This window comes from Blautia sp. RTP21359st1_E11_RTP21359_211015, from assembly GCF_040910705.1.
Classification (GTDB): Bacteria; Bacillota; Clostridia; order Lachnospirales; family Lachnospiraceae; genus Blautia_A; species Blautia_A fusiformis.
This window is the reverse complement of the sequence record NZ_JBDGAB010000028.1, coordinates 22,940-48,956: the sequence shown is the minus strand read 5'-3', so window position 1 is coordinate 48,956 and position 26,017 is coordinate 22,940. Positions and strand designations below refer to the sequence as shown.

The following is a 26,017-nucleotide window of genomic DNA, read 5'->3' as shown; positions in this document are numbered from 1 at the left end:
TCTCTACACTTTTGTGTAGAGAATTAAAAGGTTGCAGGCAATATTTTTATTTATTAAAGAAGCCGCTTAACTCACGATTGAAGTCACAAGTGTGCAGCGGCTATATCATCAAAAAAAACACCAGCAGATTACTCTGCTGATGCTTATTTGAATTATTTGAATTTAGAGCTGGTATGATTCCATTGCCAACAGGTTATGCTCCCTATCATAGAGATATACATTGTTAGATAATACCTCATCAGGAGCCAGATTCTTTAATGCTTTAATGACATTTTTTAAAACTGTCCCGTTAATTGACGTTGTATCTGATGCCGGGAAAACAGCTACAAATTCCTCGGAAACTGGCATTACCATAAGAGCAGACTCACCCATTTTATCTGCTACATTCTTGAGCACGTCAGCGCCAAGAAAATTTTCCCTAGCACACGGACACCATCATTCATAACGCTATTATTGTTATCATAAAAACAATACACGATATTCATATCCAGAACTTTTCTAGATAAAGCCTCCGGGTGTGCTGCAATGGTTTCATCGTCCGCCAGCATTGGGTATGCTGTCTGCAACACAAAGTCTCTATCGGTCAAATCAAAACGCTTGCTCTGCGTGTTCTGCGGCTGCAGACCGATTCTCTTCAGAATCTCTCCAAGCTGTGAGCGCAGGTTTTCCGGAAGGTCATCTGTCGGGTCATAGTCATCATTGCCCTGTTTTGCAGGCTCTGGGCGATATGTCCGATTTGGTTTACATCCGTTTCCGCAAGAGCAATCACTACTGCATGGGCTATTACTGTCGGAGACAAATCTTTTGTCTGAACATCCACTTGGTGCAGCCATAGTGTCTGGCAAAGTCCCCATAATATCCTGCAGCATTTTCATTGCCTTCTGTCTTCCTTCTTCAGTATTCGGGAAGAATTCTTTCCTTGCTGCCTTTGACTGTCCCTGGCTTGGTTCTGCTGAATACTCCGCATGGCTTCTACCCATATTTGCAAAACGGTCAGAAGTCTCTTTTACTTCATGCTTCTTAAATGATGGGGCTGGCTGCTGTGCACATCTGTCCGCGTTCATCTTAACCATTTCAGAGCCTTTATCCAAGCCCTCTTTCATAGCCATAGATACTGCTGCTGCCATCTGATTAAGGTCAGCCCCCTTTTCGTAAGAGTCCCAAAGAGGAGCAACCGGAGCGTAAGCACATGCGTCACCTTTTGACATTGCAACAGCCAGCTGCTTTGCCGGATTGTCGTTATTCAGAAAGCACACTGTGCCCTGCTGATTCATCATTGCCACCAGTACCTCTGCAAATTCTCTTAAATTCATTTTATTCATGTTTTTCTCCTTTTCTTTGTTGGTCAGGAGTATTTGCCTCCTGCCTTATTTTTTGATACAAAATCAATATGCAGAATTTTTGCATGAACAAAAAAACAGCCGAAAAAAAATTCAGCTGTTTTTTTAATCTTTTCTTCCTTACTTTTTGTCAGAGAAATAACGTTTTGCAATGAAGATTCCAATTGGAATAGCTGCGCATACCAGGGCCGCTTTCATAATGCATTTGCACACAAACGCTGTTTCTTCGGCGTCAGTCTCAGCATCATCTTCAGAGTAGGAATCTGAATCCATATCATCCGAACAGATGCTTTCCTCTCGCTCGTTATTCTCCTCTTTAGCTGGTTCTGGATTTTCCTCCATCTCTTTTGAAATACTTTTTAGCATTTTATCCGTAATATCTCTTAGGATATCAGATTCAGGTTCTTCCCCTTTGTCCATGCGCTCTTCGTAATCGTGATAGTTCTCATCCATATCGAAAAAATACGCATTACTGTTACAGTCACAAGAATATGTTTCACACATTTTCCTACTCTTTGTACATTCTTTTATGCTTTCTTTTTCTACCTTGAGAGTCACCTTGACTCCATCATCAGATATTTCGTCAGGCTCTTCCATGATTTCCAGCCTGATTCCATACTCTTTCGTTAAACTCGCCTCCATCAGGGCTTTAACAACATCTATAAACTGTCTTAATGTTAATTTGTTCATACTTTTTCCTCCATTTTTTAAGGCTGACAAAAACTCAGCCGTTCTTTTTACTTCTTACTTCATGTACAGTATGCTGAATTTTTATTTCTTTTTGTGTTTTTTCTTTTTTTTCTTAATCCTGCATATTTAATCTGAAACGACATAATAGACAAAGAAAGGAAGAGATATTATGAGTATTATGGATAACTTAAAAGAACTTATGGACATGTCAGCTGTCCAGGAAGAAGACAACCCTGTATTTATTTCAAGAACAGGTGAATTCAATCTTTTTTCACCAAAACATAAAATTCGTAAAAATAGGAAATATGGAGACACCGGTGTTGCTTATTCCGAGGATGGAAAGACTCTTGAGGAATGTCCAGCTATCAGGCCCGGGCGTATTCGGATTCATGAGGGCGTTGAGCGCATTGGTGTCAATGCTTTCCGAAACGGAAGATTAAGTGCCATTATAATGCCTGATAGTATAATTGAGCTTGAATATGGCGCATTTATGTGTAGTGATGTTCACGATGTTAAATTCGGAAAAAATATACGAAAAATCGGAGATGAATGTTTTAGTTCGTGTAATAATATTTCCGAAATCACTTTTCCGGATTCCCTGGAAGAAATTGGGGAGCTTGCATTTTCACCATGCATGAATCTCCGCAATATTACGTTCTCTAAAAACTTAAAAGTCATCGGCGCAGGAGCATTCGGCAGCACTTCGCTGAAAGAAGTTACAATTCCATCTGGTTCAATTTCTATAGGGAATCAGGCTTTTTGCTCTGCTGAGCATGTTATTATCAGCGATAGCATCCCAAAGAACTTCATTTTTTCAATTGTTTTGGAAGATGATGGGTATTACAATGAAGAACGTGTGCTTTCTGATGACTATGTAAAAGTTACATATAAAGGGAATACAGCGGTGCTTCCACGTGTGATAAAACGGGGAGAATTAAAAAAGTTAAATCGTGATTTTGAAAGCATAATTATGGGTCCCAATCGCAAAAGACTATTCTTAAAAGCTGCACATGCCTGCGAGAAACAGGCTGCTGCACTTGCGGAATATCGACTTTCCAGAAACCCTGATGCTTTTTCTTACATGAAAAAGAAATGCAGGGATATGGCAATTCGATATATCGAAGAAAAAACGCAGGAGGAATTCGTAGAATTCCTTAAACTTGGAACAGTATCAAACAAAATCATTCCTGAACTGCTTTCCATCGCCAGCAAAAAAGAAAAGACTATTGTTGTAGCATACCTTATGGAACGTCTTGGTAAATCCAATAATACGCAGGAAGTATTTGACAAAGCAATCGATGATACTTTTGACCTATGACAAAAAAGCCGCTGATTTCTCAGCGGCTTTTTCCGTTTTACGCATTCAACGCTTCTTTTATCTTCCCTTTTGCTTCTTCTTCATTTTCAAACCAATCGACATATATATCCTTCGTTTTTGTCTCTAGGAAACTATCTTCTGGCTTTCTGACCGTTTCTACAACATCTGTAATATCTGAAACGACATGACCGTCATCACAAAACGTCGTCGTTACGGCCCAGAATTTCTTAATTCCTGCCGGAAGAAGTTCGTAATCTTCCACTTCCTCATTTGTCAGTTCTCTGTTATAATCGACATATCCCCAAGCCTCACGGCCGATTTCCTCGCAAAACTTTTTCTCGTCATAGTTGTGGACCTTTTGGACTCCCGCTCTAGGGCAGCCACCAGGAACTAGTGGCCTTTGTGTACTGTAATATCGCATACCTATACCTCCTTTGGTTGTATTTTACCATACTTTGAATCAGCCTCCAAATTTTTGCGCCAAAAAAAACGAGGCCGCACTGTGCGACCTCAACCGAAGTGTTATTTTTTGGCTACTCCAAAAATCAACTTAAATTTTTCATAGTTTTCACTTTTTCCTCTGTTCAATACGGAGAAGTATACATTTTTAAAATGATAATCATATGTACTAAGACATTTTTTGAAATATTTTGCGACCACTGCTGCATCCTGACCAAAAACTCCACAGCCAAAGGCTCCGAGAATCAATGTATCTACATGGTTCTCTTCCGCGATGTCAAGTACAAACTTAATTCTCCGGAATAACTCCGCATTGTTTTTATCCAGTTCAACTCCTGCGTACCTTCCTGCGGCAGAATAATTCGGGGCAGCACACGTAATGACATCAGCCTTCACATGGATTGGGTCCGCTCCATAAACACAGACGCTTTCATCCAGGAAGGTTACGTCTTCAGAATACATGGCGCGGTTTGTATACAAAGCCTTATTATTATGTTTTTTATTCCACTCGTAGTATTTTGGGAATCTTTTTAAAACATTATACAGGTTAGAGGTATGGCATAAACATTCTTCCTGTGCGGAGGAACCTTCCATAAACTTACCGCCTGGGTTTTTATAACTTGCAAAGTTAAGGACAGCAGTCTTTCCATCTCGATGAGCAAGCATAGACCTGACAGTATCAAGGTTGTCCACGACAACGTTCATTTGCATATCATACTTGTCAAATGCAACAACGTCATCTGTCTCTTTTTTTGCAGTAGACGTTACCGCAATCCCATCACCGCCATAAACCCTTGTGTTTTTTACACACTTGGCAATCTCTTCACCCATACTTGCCTCCATCATTTTATAATGACTTACAGCCTTTTCTTTTAACTCATCTTTTTTATTGAAATAAACACTCATCTTTTTTCTCCTTAGGTTTTAATTTAACTTTTTGTAGTGTTTTCGTCTCTTCACTTACAAATTTAATATGCTTAAAAAAATAATGAGTGGAAAAATTTTGAGGATTTTTTTATGGAAATTTTGTGTTTTTTTGATAACTCAGGCTTACACCTTTGTTACCAAGCCTCACAGAGGCTGACAAGCGAAGCCGTGATACCGCGAGCTATGCTCGCGTGTACCAGACGAGGGCGGGTTTCCCGCCCGTCGATAAGGCTGAGTGCAGTGCTTCGTGTGGGGATTCGAACCCTCGCACGAAGTTAAAAAATAAAGTTATCTTACCAAAAAAGGACAGTAATAGCTACTGTCCTTTTAATATGTATATCATTTTGTGTTAACGACTGAAAGCTTGCCAGAATCATACAAATATGCTGAATCTGTCAGGTAATCTTCGTGCGACTTTGGCATACGATACACTGCTGTATCCTGGCAAAAACTTGTAATGTCTAAGCAGCCATCAAAACTAAGATATCCTGCATCATTGACAAGTTTTTCTGGAAGGATTAATACTCCTCGTGATGACATTGGTAGTATATAAAACTTCTCTCTTATTACATTTTCTATGCCCGCCAACACTCCATCATAGAAACAAGCAGCTGCACCAAATGAACCAAAACCAGAAGAAATACTGATAATTGAATTAGTTACGTCTATTTCGTTTGTCTGTTCATGTCTTGCTGCTGCGATATCGATTTTTGCAGGCTGAAGTTTTACCGTTGATGCTGCAATATGCTTCCACAGTTCCTCTTCAGAAACTCCATAAGATTTCAGGTTCTTGTGACTTAATGGTAACGTTGCAAATGATTCTCCATCATTAAAAGCAAATATCCTCGGTACTAACGCGAGGTCTGTTCCGGGAATATCTTTGTGAATTACAGAGTTTAGGTATTCTACTGCATTTTTATTGCACAATGATAAAAACAGCCGGTTTTTAACAACACTCCAATCCGATAACCATTTTAAAGAATCAGGCGACGACTGAGATGGATACATAGACAATATATCCATAGCTTCCATTGCGATATCCACCATTTCTGGCACACCTGCTTTTCCATGAATGAATTTATCATATAAATCATCGACATTTACAATTGCTGCGATAGTTTCGCCATCATTATCGGAGACCCTATGGATACCGGTATAACTTCCATGCTCTTTCTTCATTATGAATACGCTTGTCTTAATCCCCTGATTTTCCAACAAACCCATCAGCACTTTCAGAAAATCCTCTTTGCTCATCATCTTCATATTAGTCATATCTTTCATTCCTTTCTTTAAGTGAAATTTTTATTTTTCACATTTAATATGCTGAATATGCTAAAGTACAGAATATGATACCGCGAGCTGCGCTCGCGTGTACCCAAGCCTCGTAGAGGCTGATAAGTGAAGTCGTTAGTCTGAGCTAAGCGTGTTTCTGGCGGAGATTTCTGCCCTTCGTTAACCCAACTTTTCTTCTTTTTCCCGTTCAGACCTCTTCTTCATCTTTTTTACCACCCATTTCGCAACTTTCTCTGGCTCATCAAACCCATGCTCATCTCTGCACATCCAGGTTCTATCAATGACCGGATACTTCCACTTCTTGACCAATTTTTTTAAAGGTGTTTTTACAAATTCTTTTTTCTCTTCTGGTGTTAATAGCTGCCAGAAGTCTTCAAGGCACTGCTCTTTTGTATATTTTAATTTTTCTGAATCACACATGTCGTTAAAAACATGAGTGATGATTTCAAGCGGAATTTTGATTGACTTATCTTCAAGATGCCGGATTTTTAATCCATTCTCTCCATTTTTGTAACCTCCTGTCACTGTAATATATCCCGCCGAACCGGCGTTACTCTTTTCAACTGACTTGATGATACAGTTATGATAATCAATGTAAATATCTTTATCGTCGTACTTTTCAATCGTTGTGAAGTCAATGACATCCCCGGGGATATATACTGAATCAAGATTGTCAGGGTCATCGAAATATACGGTTCTGTATTCATACACCTTGCCGTTTTCAATCTTTAAGGATTTTCTTTCCAATTCAATTCTTTTACGCTCTTTTTTGTTAAAGTCATCAATCGTTTTCTGAATAAAATCATTCATCACATCACGCAGAGCTTCAATCTCAGCACGGTTAAGATATGTAGCAGTTATACACTTCAGTACTTTCGTAAAATTGCAATTATCAAGGCCACTTCCGACTGAGAAAACGAAATGTTCTGACGTATCCTCGCCTTCAATTACCCGTACGACACGTTCAAATTTATAATAATCCTCGTTAGCAAAACTCGACGTATCGTAAGTCTTTGTATACCAGGTGATATTCATATTTCCATTCACGCCTTCCCGCATATCGACCTGCCAGCTCTCGTCAGTAAAATCATCCTCCAAAATGCATTCAATAATCTTTACTGCTGCCAGAAGTGCCGGAAAGTCATATGTGCTTACATCAAACTCCTTTTTCCAGTTACTTTTCACCTTTTTGAATACCTCAACAGTATAATAATAATATAAAATATCTCTTGCACTTTCAGCAAAAACAACGCCTCCGTGTGCCTGTATAGACGGCTCTGCGAATACAATTTTCAACTCGCCATTCTTCCAAACTGATTTAACCTTATTTTTTTTCTTTTCTTTTAGCATTAAATAATCTCTCCTTTTTTCTATGTTCTTATTAGCTCAGAGTATTTTTTCTGCTCTGATTTAATATGCTGAAAAAGTTTTTCTTGGCGTCTGTATCGTATATCTTTTAAACAGGTGGCTCCGATAATGAGCGCTTATCTTGACCAAATTAAAGAAGAACTTCCGGGCTAAAAAAGAATATAGCACCAAAAAAAACAAGACCTGCGAAAAGTTCGCAGGTCTTTGTGTATTCTAGAACATAATACTATCCAAAACTTCGTCAGCAAATCTTTCTGACAACTCCGGCGGCATCGCAAAGCCGTAATACAAAACCCTCGGTCTTGTCGTCTCTACGATTCTATTTGACCTTGGCTTGCGGTGTATCAACCAGCTATGCTGTCTCCACATGCCATCAGCAGATAATGCATATCCGGTGCAGATTACTGTTTTATCCTTATTCTTCTGCCATACTCTTGCCGAATTTTTGTGGCATTGGCATGCCTCACCTTTCACCATCTCAGCATTATATCCAAGCCAGAACTGGCCATATTCCAAAATATTTTCCAGGTCTTCTTCATACGGAGGCAGGCAGACTGCCTCACCGGCAAAATCAAGAAGTCGAGCTTTTAACTCAAACAGACGTTCATCCATTCCTGGGAACATTTTTTTCGCCTCAGCGACAGTATCCTGAAACCAGAACGAATTGCTTCGGCATTGTTCTTTCCAATCGTCAGACATCGGCCGCCAGGCAACAGTATTTTTTGCATGCAGATTCTTGCTATCGCTGTACATCAGGCATTTATCGAAAAATGCTTTATCGTCTATCGGAGCGATACATGATTTTCCGTCCAATACAATCCTGCTGCCGCAGGCATTGCGGGTTACGATAAGGTCTTGGATTGTTTTTTCTGTTGTGTTCATATGTATAGATTCCTTTCTTTTTTTATATATTTTATATACTTTTAAGATTCATTTTTAATATGATTGAAAAGTAAAAAAATAAGATTATATGTACAAGTGGTAATATTGAATGATTTTTCACTGCTATTTTTGTATAATTCGCCGAATCTTACAACTTTTGTAAGAACATTGACTTTCGATGCTGAATCATATATACTCCAAACATACAAAAAACAAATGGCAAAAGAACTAAATTAAGGAGGATATATATGGAATTAAGAGCGACAATTTTACGAAATGGAAATGGCAAAAATATCAGATATTTTGACAAAAATGGAGAAGAACTTTTTGAAGGCGACTATATTTTAGATGGCAGCAGGAATGTTAAAAAACTATACAGAACAGAAAACCGAGAACTTGGAACTGATGCAACAAATCCAATTCGTATTGAACGCGGATTATCCGTACCATGCGAAGCTGGAATCTACCCATTGGAATTCGAAGAAATGTCTGTTATCGAAAAATTCAAAGGAAACAAATAGTCGTATGCAAAACCGGCCCTGCAGAAATTCTGCAGGGCTTAAGTTGTCGAGTTAATTTTTACCCTTTTTTCTTCCCCATCCTTTCCTGCATATTATTTTTGAAATAAAAAATTTTGCAACAAAGAAAGGAAAAAGAAAAATGAAAAATAATCAAAACTTAGTTTCGTTTTCTCCTGAGAAAGGCGTATATTTATACTTTGCAGACAGTAAGATGACTGATATTATTGATATCGATGTTGAGCCTGGAATTCGAAGTATCGTTTTGTCCGGACCTAACGCAAATAGAAATAGATTAAGCCGCAACGTCAAATTAAGAAACATCTTTAAGCAGTTTCCTGATGTAGAAGAATTGGTTATTCAGGAAGATATCATGGATATTGATATTTCCAACTTCATGTTTCCGAATGTAAGAAACGTGGACTCCAATAATCCATATTTCCTTAGCTGTCAATATCTCGTTCGGTTGATAGTCGTGAATAAGATATTGAAGAATGTCTTTTGCATTAAGCCGGATGAACAAATTCAGCCATTGTATGACATTAATATAATTGATGATTATGCGCTTGAAGGATGTCAGCTAGTCTCCTTCTTCAATAACGATACTTCTTTTAATACTATTCATACCATCAACCATCATGCTTTTGATGGTTCATCATTTTTTGATATTCCGTCAAAAAATGGTCTCAAAAGGGTCGGAAATATTGTCTTTGGTGTAGATGATGATGCTGAAGAAATTGAATTTCCGGAAGACACCAAATGTGTTCTGCCGACAGATATAGATTACAAAAATGTCAAACGGGCAGTCATCAGGAATATCAAAAATGTTAATGGAATCAATAAATTGCCAGAAACAATTGTGGTTGCAGACACTGAATTCTCAAAAAATAATATGTTTGGAATATACAGATATCTTAACACAACAAATGTATCATGTATTGAAGCATCCCCAAGCAGCGGGTTTGTATCAAAAGATGGGATTCTGTACTCCGGAGATATGAGTTGCCTGATTCTATGCCCAATCAAGAAAACCGGAGATATTATCGTTCCTGAAGGTGTAACTTGTATTAATGATTTTGCATTTTATGGAACAAGAATAGATTCAGTCACATTTCCATCTTCATTGAGAAATATTAGAAAGGAAGCATTTCGGCAGTCTAAAATCCGCAAAATAGATTTCGGGCCCGGAATTAAAAAAATCGGAGGCTATGCGAGCAATATTTTTGCCGATTGTCATAATTTAACTCATGTTGAGTTTCCTCCTCGGGTTACAGACATCGGACATAGTGCATTTTTAAACTGCCGTAGCCTTAAATCTGTTATAATGCACGAAGGGATTTCAACCATTGGACGGCGTGCATTTGACTGGTGTGAAAAACTGAAAAACGTAACTCTTCCAAAAAGTATCAAATACGCCGGAGAATTAAGTTTTAGTTGCGTACAAGAACTACGTACTCCGCATCTTTTTTCAGGTCTGCCGTATGCATTTCTGTCGGATATAAGCGTATCCCCCGTAAAAAAACTTATTGTTGGAGATAATGAGTTTATTGTACCGGCATCTTTAAGTTACAAGACTTTGTATAGGTTAAATCAGCAATGCAGTAGTGGCTATTTTTGCAAATCCGATTTGCATGATTTGTATTACGGTGCGATAAGCACCGAATTAAAACAGGACACTGCATATTATATTTACAAACAGAGTCCGGGAGCAGATGCTAAACTTGAAAAGTACTTAAGACGCTGTGCAAAACAGATTGCGCTGCGATATATTAAAGAAAACAAGGATGATGAGTTCGCCGAATTTATCGGCTTTAAGTTGTTGTCAAAAGCAGCAATCAAACAGCTTTTGCAGGTCGCAAATGAGGCAGATAAACCCTCAATTGTAGCATATTTGCTGACACAGACGCAGGACAAACCGAGTTCCAAATTCACGCTTTAACGAAACACTTTTTCAACATTAAACCAGCTGTCGCATAGACAGCTGGTTCTTTTTTTCTCTTTTTTTGTTCTTTTTTAAGATTTTTTTGAGTATTCGTTTTCTCTTTTTTTTGCATGCTTTTTTTCTTTCTCTGATTTTTCTGCCGCAAAAAAAACAGCCCTGCCCAAAGCAGGGCTGCCAATTAAGCAGCAGGATTATTCTTCTTTTGCAGATTCAAGCCATGAGTAATAAGCCCAGTCGATACACTCTCCTTCTGTCTCGCCGTTTCCTTCGCAATATCTATCATATGCTTTTTCAGCAAGCTCTTCGGCAAGTTCTTCATCAGAAATTTCGCAACGCCCCATCATCTCACTTTTCATGAAATTTGTCACAAACTCTGCACTTGCTGCAGCCAGCTCTTCAGATGTTAACTCATATTCTTTTCCGTCTCGAACAATTTTCATATTATTTTTCCTTTCTGATTTTGTGATTTTTGCGGCAGCCTATGGTTTTCACTGCCGCATTATGCAAAGCACGTGTTAAATTGCCACCGGGATATTTTTAATCTGTGGATGCGCCTGGTAGTCTTCAACAATCAAATCATCAACCGTGAAGTCATAGAAATTCTTCACATCCGGATTCAGTTTCACTACCGGAGCCGGCAGTGGTTCTCGCGTCAGCAACTCCTTAATAATATCAACATGCCTGTCATAGATATGTGCATCAGCAATCATATGTACCAGCTCGCCTGGAATCATGTCACACACCTGGGCAATCATCATTACCAGCAATGCATACTGGCATACATTCCAATTGCCGGCAGCCAGGATATCGTTAGAACGTTGATTCAGAATAGCATTTAAAACCAATCGGTCAGAGTCCTTATCCTGAGTGACATTAAACGTCATACTGTAGGCACATGGATACAAGTTCATTGCGTGAAGGTCTGCAAAATTATAAATATTCGTCATAATTCTGCGACTGAACGGTGTATTTTTCAGGTCGTAGATGGCCTTATCCACCTGGTCCATGCTCCACGGCTCGCCTGGTGTTTTAACTGCATACCATCTGGCAGCATTGCCGTCATCATCAAGCGCAGCAAACATTTCAGTACCAAAACCAACCAGCTCGTATTCGCCATCCGGAAATGCGGTCCGCAGTCCTTCAAGTGTTACATCTTTACATTGGAATTTCCTCTCAAGCTGATAGCCATATGCCTCACCAATGCTGCCATCCTCATCAGCCCAGCTGTCCCAAATGTGGCTGTTTAAATCGGCAATGTTATTTGACTTTTTCTGCCAAATCCACAAAATCTCATCCATCGCGCTTTTTAATGCCGTCTTTCTCAGCGTTAGCGCCGGAAATTCCTTTCGCAGGTCATACCGGTTACATACTCCAAATTTTTTGATTGTGTATGCCGATGCGCCATCCGGCCAATGCGGTCTAACCTTTTCTCCGCGAGTATCGGTTCCATTCTCCAGAATATCCTGACACATATTTTTGAATACTAAATCTGCATAACTCATTTTTACCTCTCCTTTTCTTTGTTATTTTTTTTAGTTTTGCAAGAATAATATGATGAATTTGCAAGCAAAAAAAAATGTGCATGCAAGTTGACGATATTATTAGATTTTGTTATCATTATTCATATAGAAAGAGAACAAAGTTTTTATATATTTCCTTGGAAAGGAGAAATATTTTATGACTATAATCTCGAAAAACTGGACTTACACCATTGAAGGACATGATTTTACTTTACTAATGGCTCCATCTGAAGATATGTTAACCGTAAAGACCACAATTTCAATGGATGGGCATGGACCTATGCTCGTTTTAGGATTTACCGATGATTGTATTATTACTGAGCAACAAATTCGCATAACAGTTCACGGTAAAGATGTCGTAGAAGATGGGTTATCCTTACACAATATTGCGGTTGTAAAAAAAGCATACACAGATATGTTATTCCATCTAAAATACGACAACAAACAAGAATACAAAAAAAGATACAAAGAAGAATATGATGCTATTTTTTCTGGCAGAAAGCCGATGCAGATAATCAAAAGAGCCGTAGGACATTCATCCCAAAAATGTGCTATTGCCATTGGTATTAGTGGCGATGTTATTCTTGATTTAATGGCCGAGTCTATTAATTCACCAATAGAATACGGCGGAGTGCTATTAGCCCCAGCCTTTACAAATTACAGCCTTGAAGAAATGAAGGCCTCATTTCAGAGAAAACAAGAATATTGGCAGAGAATCCAGGAACAAATTTCTGAATATCAGAAACAAAAAGACATTGATTCACAAGATGTAACAAGCTGGGATACATCTGAACGTTATGAGCAAGGCGAAAAAGGAAATTCCAAGTATTTCAAGCATACCATGGAAATTCACGGAAGAACCTATACCTTTAACGAACGAAATGTTTTCGACGTTGGAAAAGTCATTAATCCAGACTACCCTATTAAAGAAGGCATGAAAAATGGTGGCATTCTATTAGCCAAAGATGGCACTGACTACTGGCTCTTCTTCAATGAAAAAACTGGCGAGTGGTTCACTGTACGCGAAGCCACTTCCGAAGAATCACTTGCATACAAGCTAATTGTCAAATATGGAGGCTTTGCAAAAAAACCGAATTTTTCGCATGAAATGGACGAAATAAACAAATGGAAATCCAGAATGGACCGATTTGACTAATATATATACAAAAGACAGGACGAACTTATTTTCGTCCTGTCTTTTGTATATGCGAGAGTTTTTCTGTATTATCATTTTTACATGGCTCTAATAGCCACATACCATCCATCATCCAATTTTGAATATTCTTCACCATTTTTTGTCCATTTCTTAATACTTAGCGCATCTAACGCGGCAAACAACTCATCACCTTCTAATGATTGCAAATGTTCATACTGCGATTTGAAATTTTCGAAATTTGTTAGTCCCAGCAAATAATCAATCTGACGCTATACAGCTTTGCAAATTTCATCAACGTATCTACGGCTGGATTACTCTTGCCAGCTTCCATATTGTAAACAGCCTGCTTAGTCACGCCAATTTTTTCGCTTACTTCTTTAGCTGTCATATTCTTATTTTCTCTGCCAATTTTAAGATTATTTTTCATATTTTCATATTTACTCCAATCACATCACGTTTTCATATCTTTTTTATCTACTGATTATCAGAAATTCACCACTTGGACGATTCTGAATATCAGTTACAAGAAAGCGTTGTGCTTCGGCATACCGGAACGCCTGTCCTGTCATATACGGAGAATATCTGTCTTCCAGACAGAATCCGAATATTTGTTTTCCTTTTTCTGCTTCTTCCAGCAGCCATATAACCGTTGAACCAGTAGTTCCAACTTTTGCCGGATATTCGTACAAAGTTGTCATTTTAATTTTTTTTGTATATGGATTTGTTATTAATCTTCTTATTTTTTTCATTTTTTTCTTAACAGAATCTCCTGCCCTCTTGTTATACCATTCTTCACATCCTGAAAACATGGATGCTGTGGATATATTTTTCTTAATTCTTTATTTCTTTTTATTCCATCTTCTCTTGTACCTGGTGCTCCGATGTAATGATACATTTTGTCAACTATGCCAAAAATACAGCGCTGATGATTCGGCAACTGCTCTTTTTGCAGTATATATTCTGCAATATACTCTCTTGCTTCATCTTTTGTTTTATATATCTTCGTCATAGAATCCAGTTTTGCAAAATCCTCAGATTTCAGAGAAATTGACAAATCTAGTATATGGTCATTAAGTACAACAAAACTGTGATGAATCGGTAACTCATCTTCCATGAATAGCCATCCGACATATTGCTCTGCCGGGTATCCTGCTTTATTTAAAGCTACGCAAAGGGTTTCAGCATTTGTAAAGCATCTTCCGGTTTCCGATTTGATTGAATCAAAGATATCCTTAATTTTTTCATCCACAATTTCGCTTGTGTTATCGGCATTAAAACACTGAAACGAATCAGACTCAAGTGGATACATTCTGGAAGGAATACTGATTGCTTCTCCGCTTACCTTATATATTACTCTATTTGCTCTCTTGATGATTTCCATATATTTTTCCTCTTATTTCGTATATATTTTTATTATATCTTAAGATATATCTGAAATCAATATTGCTTCATATGTAATATCACCATTTAACAATCCATTGTATGCATACAGGCTGCTTAGAACACATGATTTGCCATTCCATTTAACTCCTTCGCGAACGTCTGACCTGTCATATGGAAGAAACCAAGAACCTTCAGTCCCATATTTGTCACAATCTTCTTCAGCAAGTTTTAATAGAAAGTCTTTTGTCTCATCAACAGTTCCATTATACCGAAAACACCTTTTATCTCCAGTCCATTCGTTGACAATGTTGATTTTCCAATTGTGTTTTTGCATATTTTTTTCTCCTTGTGTTTTATCCCCTCTAACGAGGGGCAGACTTTTTAATATTCTTATCTGTCAGCTCATTCTGCGATTCATCCCCTCCTGCGAGGGGCAGACGCTTAATGACTGCTGCATACGCATTCACGCATCGATTCATCCCCTCCTACGAGGGGCAGACGGATGCAATCTTGGCGGAGGTTGTACCCTCTGTTGATTCATCCCCTCCTGCGAGAGGCAGACTTTATCTCAATCACCATCGGTTTTGTCTCTCTCGATTCATCCCCTCCTGCGAGGGGCAGACACATGTCCATCTATCATGGATGTCGCATAAGTCGATTCATCCCCTCTTGCGAGGGGCAGACTATGACACGCAGCCTAGTTCCCTTGTCTTCTTCTGATTCATCCCCTCCTGCGAGGGGCAGACTTAATGAAATTCAGCGAAAATACGGTGATAAACGATTCATCCCCTCCTGCGAGGGGCAGACACTCAGTGTTTATGCGGCTTTCAGCCGCCTTAAACACCTCATTGTGCAATTTGCACAAATGCCATTTTCAACTCGTTACACATCATTTCCTCTACTTATAATATGCCTAAAAAATATTTTATTTGTTTTTTTACAAATATTTTTTAAACTTTCTTAATCCTCATTCCGTATTCATCATCTACGACGATTTCTTTGCCTTCACTCACACAGTTATCTTTTGTGTATATTTGTACATCTTTAAAGATTCCTGTTTCAGGCTTGCAGAAATTCTTAAAATTTTTAATTTTTGACTCCCTGACAGCTACCACAAGACATTTAAACAACTCTATGTCTGCCTCACTGTTCTGTCCTAACTTTTCAATCTCTGCGTCATCCAATATCGCAATTTGAACCATCGTTTCATCGGTATTTGATAGACGGACATTCAGGTTTTTATCTGTCAGGTCGTTTTTCCTTGTGTATATTTCAAACCCGTTTTTAATTTTAATATTTCCGGCATCTGAATTTGCCTCGTCTATAATTTGACGAACACGCACGTCAATTGAAGTATGGCTGTATACATAATTAATCATGTCAGGCATACCTGACGGTATCAACAGATGACCATTATGTTCATTAATTGCGTCAATTGTCGCATCAAGATAACATTTTTCATAAACATACTCAGTCCCGCCATAGCTGGATAAAGTTGCCGGAATCAACACCTGGACAGTATTCGCAATAACTACACGCTCCCTGATAGTCCCAGCATCGCCATGCCTGTGATATCGGCCTATCCTCTGGAATAACAAATCAATCGGGCAGATTGCAGTCATCATATAATCAACATCAATATCAAGAGATTGCTCTAAAACCTGCGTTCCAACAATAATGACACGTTCAGGCCTTTTGGTTCTATCTTTACCGCACATTTCCAAAATTTCCCGACTCTTCTCATCTCGTGCATTTATAGTCATTCTGGAATGATATAGAATTATTTTACAGTCATTTTTTTTGCTTTTTTTGATTTTGTCATATACGCAGATTGCATCTGTGACTGTATTCATAATCACGCATTCACATCCTCCGTCTTTAACTGCATCAACTGCATATCGTGCAATTTTGTCATTGTCATTTAATATTGGCAACACCTCGCACGAGATTTTTTTATCAGGCATATATTGGTGTGATACGTGTTCATGCACCCTTCCATCTTTTGTAACATACGATATCACCGGGTATCCGTTATGCAATTCTATATCTCCATCGTCAAGCACACCCAGCAAATCTTTTTTCGTAGATATCGGTAATGTAGCCGACAACATAATGACTGGAACGCCGAGTCCTTCACATATCTTCAGCAAATCCTTTATCACGGCAAGCATATATGCGTCATACGCGTGAATTTCGTCAATAATCAGCACCTTTGACGCCAAACCATCCATCCGGACACTCTCAAACCTCACCAGCCTGGCAGCAGTCATTACCTGGTCAACCGTACCAACAGCAGATGACGCCAATAATCTCTGACGAGACATATCCGTCCATACAGGCTTTTTATCTGGCTCCCTTAATAGCATTGATTTTGACGTATACAGCTTCGTGTTTCGCATACCGTGTGAAGTTAAAAATTCATCCACACGGTCTTGAATCGCTTCTGCAGAAACGCCGGTCGGTAGCCCCATATATATTCCAGACAATCCAGAACGATTACCCAGAACGGAGGCTGCATACAACGCCGCTTCGGTTTTTCCAGAACCGCAATCAGATTCAATCAACATGCATTTGATGTTATTTTTATGTACAATTTTTTCAACATCATTTTGCACCGGTCTTCCATTGAATCCAAACGCGCTCTTGAAATCCTGCATCACTGGAATTTGTTGCCGTATCATCCCCTCATTGTTCAGGAATTTCAGCGCCTGAATCTTTCTTGATTTCAAAAATTCGTCTATATTTTCATACGATTGATTGTCGAACACGTAGTTGTTTGATGCTATCCAATCCGAGGTAATCATTATACCTAAGATTGCATTTTGTACTACAAACAGCTCTGACTTGCTGATATTTTTGTTTATCAAATTTAGATTGTCAAATTGAAAAACATTCTTTATATAATCATAAATCTCATTCTGGATATGCATCCATTTTTTTGCCTTTTCTTTATCATCAATTTTTATAATATCAATATCAGAATTTTTTTTCTGTTCTTTTTGGTGATGCATCCTGATAATTTGAGATATAATATCTGAATTTTTTATATCAACATCTTCAGCGCTCAATTTGTCAAAGATATTCGCACCATACTGCTCATGTCTAAACCGTGTGTCAAATGACACCTGATTTAAGCCCTCTTGTTTTAACATCTCTAACGTTTCCTCATCACGGCCTTGAAATGTCGGATGTATTTTTCCTATGTCGTGAATAGCGCAAATAAACACGATTTTTGCTAACAACGTATCACTATCACAACTAGTTATTTCAGACAGCCTGTTCAGCACCGGATAGTAAATACCATTCGTATCAGTCAGGCACTCTGCGACTATTCCGGTCTCCAGCATGTGATTGATTAAAGATTTTTTTGGGACTGTTTTTGCCCATATTTTTGTTATGTCCATTATACTCCTCCGAAAAAAAGATATTATATCCCCTCTTGCGAGGGGCAGACTTCTCCCGGTATGAGATGCTGACGCTGCGGTTCGATTCATCCCCTCTTGCGAGGGGCAGACCTGCTCCAGGTTATGTCCTGCCGCCGGGTTGCCGATTCATCCCCTCATACGAGGGGCAGACGCTACTTGCCTCCGTTTTTTATTTTTAATTTTATGATTCATTCCCTCCTACGAGGGGCAAACGGCTTGTGGTATAATTGTTTTAGATGACCGGGCGATTCATCCCCTCATACGAGGGGCAGGCACTTTCTTTTCTAGTTCATCCTCACCAAATCCCGATTCATCCCCTCCTACGAGGGACAGACGTCAGAAAAAGACATCTGCCCGGAAAAGAGTTCGATTCATCCCCTCCTGCGAGGGGCAGATTTCTTCTTTTTGGGCCTTTACCTTTGCTGTTGCGATTCATCCCCTCCTGCGAGGGGTAGACGCGATTTACCACCAGGCAAAACCGTTGTCCGCCGATTCATCCCCTCATGAGAGGGGCAGACATCAATTTGATGACTCGCTCATTTCGTCCAGTCGATTCATCCCCTCCTGCGAGGGGCAGACACTCAGTGTTTATGCGGCTTTCAGCCGTCTCAAACACTTCGTTGTGCAATTTGCACAAATGTTGTTCTTGCCTCATCCACATCTTCAATATGCCGAGAAATCCGCCGCATTTTCATTTTTTTAAATGATTTTTTTGCTTTTCAACTCCCATCACAAGAGACATTCCGGCTCCGTATGATTTAGACCGGCCCACTCCATTTTTAATCAGGTTCCGTAATGCGTTCGCATCGCTGACACGCAGCAGGAATTCGTATCCGAATACGCTTACCGGATGAGAATCACCGCAACTTTTGGTGACCTGGCGTTTATTTTTTGACAATTCATTAATAGCAATCACATTGCCGGCATTTATAAATTTTCTTTTTACCCATTCTTTTCTGTCGTTTTCATCTGCAATCAGGATATTTGATGACCGCTTTCCAATTCTGGCCTGTTTTTTTGTTGGTTCATACATAGCGAAAATTTTAACAACGTCACCGGCATTAATGTTAGCGGCCATACCATCACAGTTCCTTGAATTCATTAATCGTAATGAGTCTGGGATTTCATACGGTTCAATGTCAGACTGTATTATCAGATTTTTTCCAATTACCATATACAGGACATTATGGTATGCACGGTTACAGTGAAACATTGATTGAATAATTTTATGTGTGATATCTGAATTCTGTACAAAGCTTTTACACTCGAATGTGCTGATAATCACTAATTTCGCCCTCCTTAATCTCTGAAATTCCCTGACTGACAGGTTCTGCCGGAATGCAGCATTTGCTTCCGAGATAATACTGCCATACAGGAGCCTTTAATGCCGCCTGGATTTTATTTAGTGTTTCCTCATCGGAAATCAGATATAGAACAAACCTGCGGCAGACAAGATATTCTTTATCAATCAGCGTTGCTGAATATAAACGACCGCCATTTGCAGTTGGCATTCCCTTTTCTTTATCCATTACTGTCTGGTAATCAATCAGCGTATCAATTGAATTAATGGTTGCCGATTCCAGCATTGACCCGGAATTTTTAACATCAAGATACAGCTCTGTGGAATTCGCCAAAACCTCAATCCTTTTATCGTCCCTCTCATACCCTAATGCACAGGCAATCATTCCTATGATACCGCTTTTCGTGGGGGCCAGCTCAGTATATCTCTGAGATGGCCCAATGCTTCTGATTCGCCATGACTGGAGCATGGCGGAACAGACTAGCTTTAATTTTTTAGAATTTTTCATCAATAATATCCCCTACTTTTTTAACAGCTTCTTTCCATGACATATGCTCAGCACCATCTAACATTTCCGGAGATTCTCCGGTATAAATTCTTGCCAGGTAATCTGAGTCACCTGCAAAATCTCCGCTTGTAAATTCGTTCATAGCATTCAGGAACTTATCAGCTTCAGTCTTAGCGGCTGCACTTCCATTTTTAACCATTTCTTTAATACAGTATGTATCAGCCGTACGTCCTTCTCCGTCTTCCTTGATTGTAATATATACACCAACCGGGTCAGGACGTGACGCAAACGAATTTTGGCCGCCGCTCGGAGCAGATGTAGCAATATCATTAACCACACACTTGACAGCCTCAATAATCACAGTCTTAATACGCTGTACATTCTTTTCATCTGACATGTCTACCCCTTTAGTCAGGTTGTCATAAAACTTCCCCACATCAATACTTGCATATTCATAGTACACATGACTGGAAAATTCTTTTTCATCCAAGTATCCGGCACCGCTCTGTCCACTTTCAGTTTCGCTTGCCATTGCTGACAGATAGTTATCAACAACGATATAATAATCGCTGTCCAGTGTGGCTTTCCCTAATGAATAACTATGATTAACACACATAGCACTTTCAACAGTTTCCATTACACCAGACGTCGCCATTCTGCCAAACAATGAACACTCAACACCATATTTTCTTAATGGCAGTTTTGCTTTCAATGCTGAAATGATTCTCTGGGAGGCCGAATTCTTCGCACTGTTTTTTGCCTTACTGCCTTTTTTCTTATCATTTTCTTTTTCCTTTTCTGCTGCCTCTTTCTTGGCTTGTTCCCAGTCATCGGGTGTCTTGATGACATCACAGAACACTTCGACGATATCTTCAACGTCATACTTTGTGACAATCAAAACCTGATTTGTAACATCAAATCCATTTTTTTCCTCCAGAGAGCAGGACAAAATACTTTTGACAATATATTCAGCCATAGCGTCAGCATTTTCAGCATACAAGCCTGCTTCTTTTTTTAAGAATTCTTTTTTAAAGATATCTTTCATTGCTCTGGTTCTGTATACATGTTCCATGCTGTCACCGTTTAATCGCTCCAGGCGTCTCTCTAAATTTTCACGCCATACTTTTTTCTTTGACTGTGACGAAATTCTGTTGTATCTTTCATTATCAATAATTACATCTTTCACCTGTCCTGCTCCATCACAGTTTAAACGTGAAATGCCATATCTTTTTCCTACGTGTACTTCAACCAACATCCTTTTGCTCATTATTTTTTCTCCTTTTTCTTATCAATTTTTTTAACGCCGGCAATTACATCAATCCACTCATTTCTTGTGTTGTAATATGGCCAGCACAGAATATCCGTTATCAGTTTTGCTGTGTCAATTTTAGTGCCCTTTTTACACATTTTTATATATCTTTTTATGTATCTTATTAAGATTGCTTTCTCATCCTCATCAACGAGATAACCGATTTTTTGCTGTACTGCCGCAGAACCCTCATCATATATTTCATGTAGGCAATATTCAAACAGGTCCCCTTCTTTGCATTCCTGCTGCACATATATGCCGCACATATCAACGATAAAATCCCTCATATATCCGGCATAACACCATGGGGTATCTTTCAGGATATTTTTAATCGTTATCTGCTGGAATCCTCGCAATTCGTCAAAACTGATATTATATGCTCGGCGCAGCTGTATCTTTTTTGCATTATCCAATGACTTTACACGTTCCAGAATCATATCAACCTGTTCGCGGGTTTCTTCATAATTCATTTTTTTCCTCCGTTCTTTGCTAATGCTTTTCTCACAGCAATGCTCTTGCCTTTCGGAATCGGAATGCTGTATATTAACCTGTTTGCATATCCTGATGCATTATCAACATACTTACCTACTATGATTCTTAATGCTTCCATGTATTCCTCTTGGCTACAGTATGCTGACTTTTTTATACCATCGATATCCGGAATGAAGAAATTTTTAAATAGATTTTCGCAATATCTCCAATACCTGTTCATCGTAGTATTCCGGACGGTCACCAGGTCAAATTTATTCTTCGTAAAGAGCTGTTCTCCAATTGAAGACAAAGCAGTTTCAATATCACCAATTCTCTGCTGCATGCGTTTTGCAATACCTGCTTTATTCTTATTACTTCCATATGGTACATACTCCATACCTATCATATCTATAAACATATCCGTAGCCTGTTTTTTTAACTGGTCATCCAAAATACACTCCGGAAGCATGCACGGATATTTCCCCTGTGATAGAAACGAGCCCCTGTCCTTAGAAACATAGTATGCCGTCATTTCAGTCTTTACAGTCTCATCTCCATCGGCTTCTCCCCCTCTGACTTTCAGCCTTAAGTCTGCTGCAAATAATGCATCATACAATGAACTCCTTAGCACTCGCGGAGCAGAATGGTTACCAAAGATATTTGCATATGCCTTAATCCCCATCCATACTTCATTTGAATTTGTAAACTCCATACCGGTCATCACGTCTTTGTTTTTTGACTTAGGAATAACCGTAACCGATGGCTCTTTATTTATCAGCCATGACTGTCTTGCTGTTTTCATCATATCGGAACCATCTGGTGCTTTGAACAGCATTATTGATTTGTAAATTCTCTTGATAGTTTTCTTTTCCATATCAATAGAGCTGTAATCAGGACGCAGATAAGTTACCGGGAAAAACATACCTTCAAGCAGGGGAACCTGATACTTCTTTTGCAGCATTGAATTTACCGCATAGTTGTATGAATCCCACTTCCAAACTGGCATACCGTCATCACATCCTGAATCATCGTCAGCGATGTTTAACAAAATACTTGAAAATAAGCTTTTGTCTTCCGCCGCATCAAAATGGTACATGGCAGGAGGACTTGGCATACAGATAAGGCCTGGAGCATATGACTGACTTCTCATGCCAGCAATGCAGCTCTCCATTAAAATTAAATTCATGTATTCGTCAAATTTTACACTATTTGCAAATTCAATATGTCGCCCGTCAATTTGCGCTTCATCATAATATGAATCCCTGTTATCTACTCCTCCAAAATTTTCGATGTAATCATTAACATCCACATGCTGAAAAAATACTTTATTATTTCCCCCACATTGCTTTGCATTAATTGAAGAAACTGATGCAATACTATTCTCCTTAAATACACTTTCTGCAGTTTTTGCATCAACTTGCATGAATGGTTTTTCTTCATCAAACAGGTCAAATGACGTTCCATTTTTTATACACTCATCAAAATATGCGTCAATTTTGTCAGCATCAAACCGTCCATTATCAAAGACAGACATTAGCTCATCGTTTACGGCTCTTCCATAAATATCAATAACAACTGCTTCAGCTAATCTCTGTTGTAATCTTCTGATAATAGCAAAGCCTTTGTTTTCAGCACTGCATTTATACATATGAGCGTTGACGATATAATCTCTCAATCCAACTTTAAGCACTTCTCCTGTTTCTTTATCAACCACTCCCATCCATGGTTCTGTTAGTACATCAAATATCATCGTTTTTTCTCCTTCCTGATGTTTTGTACTTAATATGCTGGAATTTTTGATAAGTAGAGATTTTTTGCGATTTTTTTACAAGTTTCTATAGATGTGGATAATCACGCATAATATACTATATATGTTATATGAGGTCGGAAATGGTTCCCGACACACTCCATTTGGAGTACCTGAGATGCTGGATACACCGCCCAGCCATATAACTTCACAAAAAACAGCCTCCCTTCCGAGAGACTGCAATTTTTAAATCCCAAATTTTTTTCTCAGATACTTCCGCTTTTTAGCATACACGCCATTGTAATCCACCTCAAATACGATATATGACTTTAAATATTTTTGTGCCTCTTCTTTCGTCTTTATCTTTGTTACATTCCCTCCGAATTCTTCTGATTTAATGTCATGCTATTCCGAAATCATCTGCTCAATTTGCCATTTTGGTGTGTCATATTCTCTTCCGCTAATATGTTTGAAATCATTGATTGTGTTGCCCATCATATATTCCGGAATGTAATCATCTGTTTCGGATTCATTAACACCTGAAATATCGTATGGAATACCGTTCTCGTCCACCCAAACGATATGACCGAACGGAGCCGCCCAGCATATCTCTCCACGGTTGAATGCCGCTTTCAGCATGCATGCGAAATAATAGCAATATCCGCTGGCGAACTGCTGATACAATACTTCTTCTGCTTCACCGTATCCCTGTTTTACTGAAAAATCATAAATAAATCGCAACACCTCTTCATTTGCTTTTGGATGTACTTTTTGAATTTTCTTTAGCCATTCTGAAAATTTGTCTTTCATTTTTTCTCCTTTCTGATGTTCTACAGTGTATTACTGCATTTATTAATCAGAAAATTTAACCACCATCAGCAACCTTACAAAAACTTACCAACATACATAGCTGTAATATCATTTAGATATTTAGCAGGATTTGCTGCAATTAGCTGTACCGCTTCATATGGCAGGTAGTTCTTGGAATTCAGAAAATACAGACTACCATTGCTCTTACATTCACAGACAGCGCCTTTTCCAACCTGCACTCTTCCAACTCCGCACAGGTAAGCATCAAAATCACGCTTAAATTCATATGCATTTACTTGCTTCTGTATTGATTTAATATGCCGAAATTTTTTAAGTGCAAATATTTTTTGCAGTTTTTTGACCCATAATAATTCGACAAGAAGACTTGTTTTGGGTTTTACATATTTTTTCCCTGCCTTTCTGATTGTTATATGTTTAATATGCCGAAGAACAGAAAAACAAAAAAAATCACAAAAAAAATAAGTTCCAAAACTATATTTTTCCAACATCTTATATGTAATGTAATTAACAAACATTACATATACGAAAGGAGACGTTCTTATGGAAAAACTTGTTGAAGGACTTTGGGACTGCCCATTCTGCGACAACAAACGAATCAGAGCAGGGCAAAAAGCATGCCCGAATTGTGGACATCCACAGGACGAAAGCACAAAATTTTATATGCCCGATGCTGTAGAATATGTACCTAAAGAAAAAGCAGAAAAAATCAGCCGTAATCCTGACTGGCAGTGTTCTTTCTGTGGCAGCTTTAACAGCGATAACTTGGATTCATGCGCAAATTGCGGCGCTACAAAAGAGGAATCTGAACGAAACTACTTTGAAATGCGGCAGCAGGAAGAGAAAAAGAAACACAAAAAAGAAGAACAAAAAGCATTTTCTCAGAGAAGCGAGTCAGAAGAACCAAGAAAATCTTTTTTGAAAAACATGCTGCTTCTTATCGGAACCTTTGTAACAATCGTATTTATTATTTTTGGATTATTGGCATCCTGTTTTTCGCCAAAGGTCAGAAACGTTACGATTGATGATTTTGAATGGCAAAGCGCGATTGACGTTGAAGAAGTCGCCACCTATGATGAAAACGGATGGACGCTTCCAGATGACGCACGGCTGCAGTATACAAAAAGGGAAATCAGGTCACACAAAGACGTTGTCGACCACTATAAGACAGTCTCGGAAACAAGGACAAGAATGGTGATGGTAGACCATTATGAAGGCGAACTCTCGGATGACCCCTATTGGAGTAAAATCCTCGAAATCATCATCAAAATCTTTCCTATATGCAAGGATGAGACTTATACAGAAACCTTTCACGAGCCGGTTTACCGGCAGGTGGAAAAAACTGAAAAAGGGTGAAGAAATTGAACTGAAAATTGACTTTAATGGTTTCGCCGAAATCAATAGCAAAGATTAACGGAGAGCGGGAAATCACCGGCCGACAAGAAGTCGTCCGCGGGCCAAATGTTCCGGTCTTAACTTCGCATGTGGGTCTGAATCCCCGTTCGTGCACTACACTCAGCCTTATCGACGGGCGGGAAACCCGCCCTCGTCTGGTACACGCGAGCATAGCTCGCGGTATCACGGCTTCGTTTGTCAGCCTCTGCGAGGCTTGGTAGCGAATGCGTAAGCCTGA

At 38.9% G+C, this 26,017-nt stretch carries 28 protein-coding genes and 1 CRISPR repeat array; of the genes, 5 read left to right on the top strand and 23 right to left on the bottom strand.

Annotated features, from left to right (window positions below; genetic code table 11):
• Positions 1 to 162: 162 nt before the first annotated feature.
• The 3 genes from AB5026_RS11110 to AB5026_RS11100 form a co-directional block, all read right to left on the bottom strand.
• On the bottom strand, positions 163 to 372 hold the full coding sequence (locus AB5026_RS11110) for a hypothetical protein (RefSeq protein WP_368213340.1): 210 nt from the start codon (positions 370 to 372) through the stop codon (positions 163 to 165).
• An 8-nt stretch (positions 373 to 380) separates the two neighbouring features.
• Positions 381 to 1,322, bottom strand: a complete 942-nt coding sequence (locus tag AB5026_RS11105) for a hypothetical protein (RefSeq protein ID WP_368213339.1) — start codon at positions 1,320 to 1,322, stop codon at positions 381 to 383.
• 138 nt (positions 1,323 to 1,460) lie between these two features.
• Complete coding sequence (locus tag AB5026_RS11100) at positions 1,461 to 2,030, bottom strand: hypothetical protein (protein ID WP_173734603.1); 570 nt, start codon at positions 2,028 to 2,030, stop codon at positions 1,461 to 1,463.
• 169 nt (positions 2,031 to 2,199) lie between these two features.
• Between AB5026_RS11100 and AB5026_RS11095 the strand changes: the two genes are divergently transcribed.
• A complete protein-coding gene (locus AB5026_RS11095) occupies positions 2,200 to 3,348 on the top strand; it encodes a leucine-rich repeat domain-containing protein (RefSeq protein ID WP_173734604.1) in 1,149 nt (382 codons plus the stop codon).
• 37 nt (positions 3,349 to 3,385) lie between these two features.
• Here the strand turns inward: AB5026_RS11095 and AB5026_RS11090 are convergent, their stop codons facing one another.
• The 5 genes from AB5026_RS11090 to AB5026_RS11070 form a co-directional block, all read right to left on the bottom strand.
• On the bottom strand, positions 3,386 to 3,769 hold the full coding sequence (locus AB5026_RS11090) for a hypothetical protein (protein WP_173734605.1): 384 nt from the start codon (positions 3,767 to 3,769) through the stop codon (positions 3,386 to 3,388).
• A 101-nt stretch (positions 3,770 to 3,870) separates the two neighbouring features.
• Positions 3,871 to 4,713: a TIGR02452 family protein gene (locus AB5026_RS11085; RefSeq protein WP_173734606.1), complete on the bottom strand. Its 843-nt coding sequence runs from the start codon at positions 4,711 to 4,713 to the stop codon at positions 3,871 to 3,873.
• Between the two features lie 360 nt (positions 4,714 to 5,073).
• Positions 5,074 to 6,006, bottom strand: a complete 933-nt coding sequence (locus AB5026_RS11080; RefSeq protein ID WP_173734607.1) for a DUF5688 family protein — start codon at positions 6,004 to 6,006, stop codon at positions 5,074 to 5,076.
• Positions 6,007 to 6,186: 180 nt separating this feature from the next.
• The gene (locus AB5026_RS11075) at positions 6,187 to 7,377 is read right to left on the bottom strand and encodes a hypothetical protein (protein ID WP_110102614.1); all 1,191 of its coding nucleotides are present in this window, start codon (positions 7,375 to 7,377) and stop codon (positions 6,187 to 6,189) included.
• A 231-nt stretch (positions 7,378 to 7,608) separates the two neighbouring features.
• Entirely contained in the window at positions 7,609 to 8,277 is a 669-nt protein-coding gene (locus AB5026_RS11070; protein ID WP_173734608.1) for a hypothetical protein, read from the bottom strand.
• A gap of 248 nt (positions 8,278 to 8,525) precedes the next feature.
• Between AB5026_RS11070 and AB5026_RS11065 the strand changes: the two genes are divergently transcribed.
• Together AB5026_RS11065 and AB5026_RS11060 are read left to right on the top strand one after the other, a co-directional pair.
• Positions 8,526 to 8,798, top strand: a complete 273-nt coding sequence (locus AB5026_RS11065; RefSeq protein ID WP_368213338.1) for a hypothetical protein — start codon at positions 8,526 to 8,528, stop codon at positions 8,796 to 8,798.
• A gap of 139 nt (positions 8,799 to 8,937) precedes the next feature.
• Positions 8,938 to 10,734 carry a leucine-rich repeat domain-containing protein gene (locus tag AB5026_RS11060; RefSeq protein WP_368213337.1) on the top strand — a complete coding sequence of 599 codons (1,797 nt, stop codon included), beginning with the start codon at positions 8,938 to 8,940 and terminating at the stop codon, positions 10,732 to 10,734.
• Here AB5026_RS11060 and AB5026_RS11055 read toward each other — a convergent pair.
• From AB5026_RS11055 to thyA, 3 genes are all read right to left on the bottom strand, one after another.
• Positions 10,724 to 10,849 carry a hypothetical protein gene (locus AB5026_RS11055; RefSeq protein WP_265191439.1) on the bottom strand — a complete coding sequence of 42 codons (126 nt, stop codon included), beginning with the start codon at positions 10,847 to 10,849 and terminating at the stop codon, positions 10,724 to 10,726. The genes AB5026_RS11060 and AB5026_RS11055 overlap by 11 nt on opposite strands.
• Before the next feature lie 79 nt (positions 10,850 to 10,928).
• Positions 10,929 to 11,177, bottom strand: coding sequence for a hypothetical protein (locus tag AB5026_RS11050; RefSeq protein ID WP_110102610.1), 249 nt, complete (start codon positions 11,175 to 11,177; stop codon positions 10,929 to 10,931).
• Between the two features lie 75 nt (positions 11,178 to 11,252).
• A complete protein-coding gene (gene thyA / locus AB5026_RS11045) occupies positions 11,253 to 12,239 on the bottom strand; it encodes a thymidylate synthase (protein WP_368213336.1) in 987 nt (328 codons plus the stop codon).
• Positions 12,240 to 12,414: 175 nt separating this feature from the next.
• Between thyA and AB5026_RS11040 the strand changes: the two genes are divergently transcribed.
• Positions 12,415 to 13,413: a hypothetical protein gene (locus tag AB5026_RS11040; protein ID WP_173734687.1), complete on the top strand. Its 999-nt coding sequence runs from the start codon at positions 12,415 to 12,417 to the stop codon at positions 13,411 to 13,413.
• A 241-nt stretch (positions 13,414 to 13,654) separates the two neighbouring features.
• On the opposite strand, the gene AB5026_RS11035 is transcribed toward AB5026_RS11040, so the two are convergent.
• From AB5026_RS11035 to AB5026_RS10980, 12 genes are all read right to left on the bottom strand, one after another.
• Positions 13,655 to 13,840, bottom strand: coding sequence for a helix-turn-helix transcriptional regulator (locus AB5026_RS11035; protein ID WP_173734686.1), 186 nt, complete (start codon positions 13,838 to 13,840; stop codon positions 13,655 to 13,657).
• 43 nt (positions 13,841 to 13,883) lie between these two features.
• On the bottom strand, positions 13,884 to 14,111 hold the full coding sequence (locus AB5026_RS11030) for a hypothetical protein (RefSeq protein WP_368213335.1): 228 nt from the start codon (positions 14,109 to 14,111) through the stop codon (positions 13,884 to 13,886).
• Between the two features lie 47 nt (positions 14,112 to 14,158).
• Positions 14,159 to 14,794, bottom strand: a complete 636-nt coding sequence (locus tag AB5026_RS11025; protein WP_173734684.1) for a hypothetical protein — start codon at positions 14,792 to 14,794, stop codon at positions 14,159 to 14,161.
• Between the two features lie 39 nt (positions 14,795 to 14,833).
• Entirely contained in the window at positions 14,834 to 15,130 is a 297-nt protein-coding gene (locus AB5026_RS11020; protein WP_173734683.1) for a hypothetical protein, read from the bottom strand.
• A gap of 16 nt (positions 15,131 to 15,146) precedes the next feature.
• A CRISPR array of direct repeats spans positions 15,147 to 15,603; the repeat unit is 28 nt; unit sequence GATTCATCCCCTCCTGCGAGGGGCAGAC.
• 143 nt (positions 15,604 to 15,746) lie between these two features.
• On the bottom strand, positions 15,747 to 18,200 hold the full coding sequence (gene cas3 / locus AB5026_RS11015) for a CRISPR-associated helicase Cas3' (protein WP_368213333.1): 2,454 nt from the start codon (positions 18,198 to 18,200) through the stop codon (positions 15,747 to 15,749).
• A 712-nt stretch (positions 18,201 to 18,912) separates the two neighbouring features.
• Positions 18,913 to 19,506: a type I-E CRISPR-associated protein Cas6/Cse3/CasE gene (locus AB5026_RS11010; protein WP_368213331.1), complete on the bottom strand. Its 594-nt coding sequence runs from the start codon at positions 19,504 to 19,506 to the stop codon at positions 18,913 to 18,915.
• A complete protein-coding gene (cas5e, locus tag AB5026_RS11005) occupies positions 19,481 to 20,029 on the bottom strand; it encodes a type I-E CRISPR-associated protein Cas5/CasD (protein ID WP_368213330.1) in 549 nt (182 codons plus the stop codon). The genes AB5026_RS11010 and cas5e overlap by 26 nt, the downstream gene beginning before the upstream one ends.
• Positions 20,016 to 21,296: a type I-E CRISPR-associated protein Cas7/Cse4/CasC gene (locus AB5026_RS11000; RefSeq protein ID WP_368213329.1), complete on the bottom strand. Its 1,281-nt coding sequence runs from the start codon at positions 21,294 to 21,296 to the stop codon at positions 20,016 to 20,018. Before AB5026_RS11000 ends, cas5e begins: the two co-directional genes overlap by 14 nt.
• Positions 21,296 to 21,808, bottom strand: coding sequence for a hypothetical protein (locus AB5026_RS10995; protein ID WP_368213327.1), 513 nt, complete (start codon positions 21,806 to 21,808; stop codon positions 21,296 to 21,298). Before AB5026_RS10995 ends, AB5026_RS11000 begins: the two co-directional genes overlap by 1 nt.
• On the bottom strand, positions 21,805 to 23,559 hold the full coding sequence (locus tag AB5026_RS10990) for a type I-E CRISPR-associated protein Cse1/CasA (protein WP_368213326.1): 1,755 nt from the start codon (positions 23,557 to 23,559) through the stop codon (positions 21,805 to 21,807). Before AB5026_RS10990 ends, AB5026_RS10995 begins: the two co-directional genes overlap by 4 nt.
• A 402-nt stretch (positions 23,560 to 23,961) precedes the next feature.
• Positions 23,962 to 24,366 (bottom strand): hypothetical protein, encoded by a 405-nt coding sequence (locus tag AB5026_RS10985; protein ID WP_368213325.1) that lies wholly within the window; start codon positions 24,364 to 24,366, stop codon positions 23,962 to 23,964.
• A 74-nt stretch (positions 24,367 to 24,440) separates the two neighbouring features.
• On the bottom strand, positions 24,441 to 24,875 hold the full coding sequence (locus AB5026_RS10980) for a hypothetical protein (RefSeq protein ID WP_368213324.1): 435 nt from the start codon (positions 24,873 to 24,875) through the stop codon (positions 24,441 to 24,443).
• A gap of 52 nt (positions 24,876 to 24,927) precedes the next feature.
• Between AB5026_RS10980 and AB5026_RS10975 the strand changes: the two genes are divergently transcribed.
• The gene (locus AB5026_RS10975) at positions 24,928 to 25,740 is read left to right on the top strand and encodes a hypothetical protein (RefSeq protein WP_368213323.1); all 813 of its coding nucleotides are present in this window, start codon (positions 24,928 to 24,930) and stop codon (positions 25,738 to 25,740) included.
• The last annotated feature ends 277 nt before the right edge of the window (positions 25,741 to 26,017 follow it).